Source organism: Streptomyces sp. 8N706 (assembly GCF_052245415.1).
Taxonomy (GTDB): domain Bacteria; phylum Actinomycetota; class Actinomycetes; order Streptomycetales; family Streptomycetaceae; genus Streptomyces.
In genome coordinates this window covers 1-4,688 of record NZ_JBQQBW010000205.1, presented here as the reverse complement: position 1 = coordinate 4,688, position 4,688 = coordinate 1, and the positions used below count along the sequence as shown (strand labels likewise).

The following is a 4,688-nucleotide window of genomic DNA, read 5'->3' as shown; positions in this document are numbered from 1 at the left end:
TCGACGCCACCGGCACCGCCACCGTCACCCACAACACCCTGACCGCCGGAAGCCACACCATCGAAGCCACCTACGTCGGCGCCGGCGACGCCAGCTTCACCTCCTCCACCGGCACCGACACCCACACGGTCCTCCCCGCCGGAACAACGACAGCGGTCTCCTCCTCGCCTGATCCGTCGGTCTTCGGGCAGACCGTCATCTTCACGGCCAACGTCGCGGCCCTGGTGTCGGAAGCCGGAACCCCCACGGGCACCGTCACCTTCGAGTTCAGCGGCGGAGGCCTCGTCACCACGGTCCCGGTCGATACCACCGGAACTGCCACCCTGCCCATCAGTACGCTCCCTGCCGGCGACAACTCAGTGACCGCCACCTACAACGGCGACAGCGACCACAGCCCCTCGACAGGAACCGACACCCACACCATCAACCAGGCAACAACGACCACCAGTGTGGGCTCATCACCTGATCCGTCGGTCTTCGGAGAGTCGGTTGTCTTCACGGCCGTCGTCGCGTCCGTGGCACCGGGGGCCGGGACTCCCACGGGGACCGTGACGTTCACCGTCTCCGGCGGTGGACCGACACTCACCGGGGCCCTCGACGCCTCCGGGGTCGCCTCCGTCAGCACCAGCACACTCCCCGCCGGCAACTACTCCATCACCGCCACCTACAACGGCGACACCAACAACGCGCCCTCCACCGGCACCGACACGCATATCGTCAACCGGGCCTCGACCACCACCACCGTGACCACCACTCCCGACCCCTCCATCTACGGGCAGGACGTCACCATCACCGCGGTCGTGACACCCCTCGCCCCAGGAGCGGGAGTTCCCACCGGAACGGTCACCATCACCGACAGCGGCGGCGGCACCATCACTCTGCCCCTGGACTCCAACGGCGTCGCCATCATCACCAGCAACGCCCTCGGCGTGGGCACGATCAGCGGCACCGCCACCTACAACGGCGATGCCAACTACGCCTCCTCCACCGGCACCGACACCCACACCGTCAACCCTGCCGCCACCACGACGACAGTGACGTCATCACCTGATCCGTCAGTGTTCGGGCAGCCGGTCACGTTCACTGCCGCGGTGGCTGCGGTGCCACCGGGGGCGGGGACACCGGCCGGCACCGTGACCTTCACCATCGACGGCACCAGCACCCTGACCGGCACCCTCGACGCCACCGGCATCGCCACCGTCACCCACAGCGCTCTGGCCGCGGGAAGTCACACTGTCGAAGCCACCTACGACAGCGCAGGCGACCCCAGCTTCACCTCCTCCACCGGCACCGACACCCACACCGTCAACCAGGCGACCACCTCCACCACCGTCTCCAGCACCCCTGATCCCTCAGTCTTCGGGCAGCCGGTCATCTTCACTGCCGCCGTCGCACCCGTGGCACCGGGAGCCGGAACACCCACCGGCACGGTCACCTTCACCATCAGCGGGGGCGGAGGAACGACCACGGTCCCCGTCGACACCGACGGCACAGCCACCCTGACCCGCACCTCACTGCCCTCCGGCAGCCATTCGGTCAACGCCACCTACAACGGCGACACCAACTACAACCCCTCGACGGGGACCGACACCCACACCGTCAACCAGGCCGCGACGACTACGACGGTGACCTCGTCTCCCGATCCGTCCGCGCTGGGCCAGCCCGTCACCATCAGGGCCACCGTGGACGCCGAACTTGCCGTGGCCGGTACGCCTTCGGGCACAGTGACCTTTGTGATCAGCGGCAGCGGCGGCGGCACCTTCACCGAAGCCCTCGACACCAACGGCACAGCCCAACTCGACATCACCACCCTCGACCTGGGCCCCCACACCATCACCGCCACCTACAACGGCAGCACCGACTTCCTCACCTCCACCGACACCACGACCCACACCGTCGAAGTCGAACCCTCCACCAGCACCACCGTGACCTCCACCCCCGACCCCTCGGTCTACGGCCAGAACGTCACCGTCACCGCAGCCGTGACACCAGCAGGCCCCGGCCCCCTCCCCACCGGAACCATCACCTTCACCATCTCCGGCACCGGCGGAGGCACCTTCACCGTGCCACTGACCGACGCCACCGCCACCCTCACCCTCGACACCCTCAGCACCGCCACCCACGCCCTCACCGCCACCTACAACGGCGACACCAACTACAACCCCTCCACCGGCACCGACACCCACGTCGTCAACCCCGCCGCCACCACCACGACCGTGACATCGTCCCCGGACCCGTCGGTGTTCGGGCAGGACGTCACCTTCACCGCCACGGTGGCTGCCCTGCCACCCGGGGCAGGGACACCCGCAGGTCAGGTCACCTTCACCATCGACGGCACCAGTACCCTCACCGGCACCCTCGACGCCGCCGGTGTCGCCACCGTCACCCACAACACCCTGACCGCCGGAAGCCACACCATCGAAGCCACCTACGTCGGCGCCGGCGACGCCGGCTTCACCTCCTCCACCGGCACCGACACCCACACCGTCAACCAGGCATCCACCACCACCACGGTGACATCTACCCCGGACCCCTCAGTCTTCGGACAGCCGATCACCATCACCGCAGCCATCGCACCCCTAGCACCAGGAGCCGGAACACCCACCGGCACCGTCACCTTCACCATCTCCGGCGGCGGAGGAACGACCACGGTCCCCGTCGACACCGACGGCACGGCCACGCTGACCCTCAACGCACTGCCCTCCGGGAACCGTTCGGTCACCGCCACCTACAACGGCGACACCAACTACAACCCCTCCACCGGCACCGACACCCACACCGTCAACCAGGCCTCGACCACCACCACGGTGACTTCCATGCCCGACCCGTCGGTGTCTGGGCAGCGGGTCACTTTCACCGCCACGGTCGCGGTCCTGGCACCGGGAGCCGGGACTCCCACGGGAACCGTGACCTTCACCATCTCCGGCGGCCCGACACTCACCGGGGCCCTCGACTCCTCCGGGGTCGCCTCCGTCAGCATCAGCACACTCCCCGCCAGCAACTACTCCATCACCGCGACCTACAACGGCGACACCAACTACACCCCATCAGCAGGCAGCGATACGCATGTCGTCAACCGGGCCTCGACCGCCACGACGGTGTCCTCGACTCCCGATCCGTCGGTGTTCGGACAGCACGCTACGTTCACCGCGGTGGTGGCACCTGTCTCCCCGGGGGCGGGTGTTCCTACGGGGACGGTCACCTTCACCGAGAGCGGCGGCGGCACCATCACCGTCCCGCTGGACGCCTCCGGCGTCGCCACGATCACCACCAACGCCCTTCCCGCCGGGACGTACAGCGGCACCGCGACCTACAACGGCGATGCCAACTACGCCCCGTCCACCGGCACCGACACGCATGTCGTCGAGCGGGCCTCGACCACCACCACAGTGACCACCACCCCCGACCCCTCGGTGTTCGGGCAGGACGTCACCTTCACCGCGGTCGTGGCACCCCTCGCCCCGGGGGCGGGGGTACCCACGGGGACGGTCACCTTCACCGAAAGCGGCGGAGGCACGATCACTCTGCCCCTGGACTCCAACGGCGTCGCCACCCTCACCAGCAACGCCCTCGCGGTAGGGACGCACACCCGCACCGCCACCTACAACGGCGACCGCAACCACGCCCCCTCCACCGGCGCAGACACCCACACCGTCAACCCCGCCGCCACCACCACGACAGTGACATCGTCGCCGGATCCGTCGGTGTTCGGGCAGGATGTGACCTTCACCGCCACCGTCACGCCGGTCGCGCCGGGGGCGGGGACACCGGTCGGCACCGTCACCTTCACCATCGACGGCACCAGTACACTGACGGGCACCCTCGACGCCGCCGGTGTCGCCACCGTCACCCACAGCACTCTGGCCACCGGAAGCCACACCGTCGAAGCCACCTACGTCGGCGTCGGCGACCCCAGCTTCACCTCCTCCACCGGCACCGACAGCCACACGGTTCTCCCCGCCGGGACAACGACGGCGGTCTCCTCCTCACCCGATCCGTCGGTCTTCGGACAGCCGGTCATCTTCACTGCCGCCGTGAGGGCCGTGGCCCCGGGAGCCGGAACACCCACCGGCACCGTCACCTTCACCATCTCCGGCGGCGGAGGAACCACCACGGTCCCCGTCGACACCGACGGCACAGCCACCCTGACCCGCACCTCACTGCCCTCCGGCAGCCATACGGTCACCGCCGCCTACAACGGTGACGCCAACTACAGCCCGTCCACCGGCGCGGGCACACATGCTGTGAGCAAGGCGTCTACGATCACTGCGGTCGCCGATACGCCTGACCCATCCGCCCTGGGCCAGCCCGTCACCATCAGGGCCACAGTGGAAGTGGAGTCTCCGGGGTCCGGTACGCCTTCGGGCACAGTGACCTTTGTGATCAGCGGCAGCGGCGGCGGCACCTTCACCGAAGCCCTCGATACGAATGGCACAGCCCAACTCGACATCACCACTCTCGACCTGGGCCCCCACACCATCACCGCCACCTACAACGGCAGCACCGACTTCCTCACCTCAACCGACACCGGCACCCACACCGTCGAAGTCGAACCCTCCACCAACACCACCGTGACCACCACCCCAGACCCCTCGGTCTTCGGCCAGAACGTCACCGTCACCGCAGCCGTGACACCAGCAGGCCCCGGCCCCCTCCCCACCGGAACCATCACCTTCACCATCTCCGGC

1 protein-coding gene is annotated in these 4,688 nt (G+C 68.6%); it reads left to right on the top strand.

Features of this window, described 5'->3' with window-relative positions; genetic code table 11:
• On the top strand, positions 1-4,688 hold a 4,688-nt coding region (locus ACTWQE_RS33575; protein ID WP_443332877.1), incomplete at both ends, for a beta strand repeat-containing protein.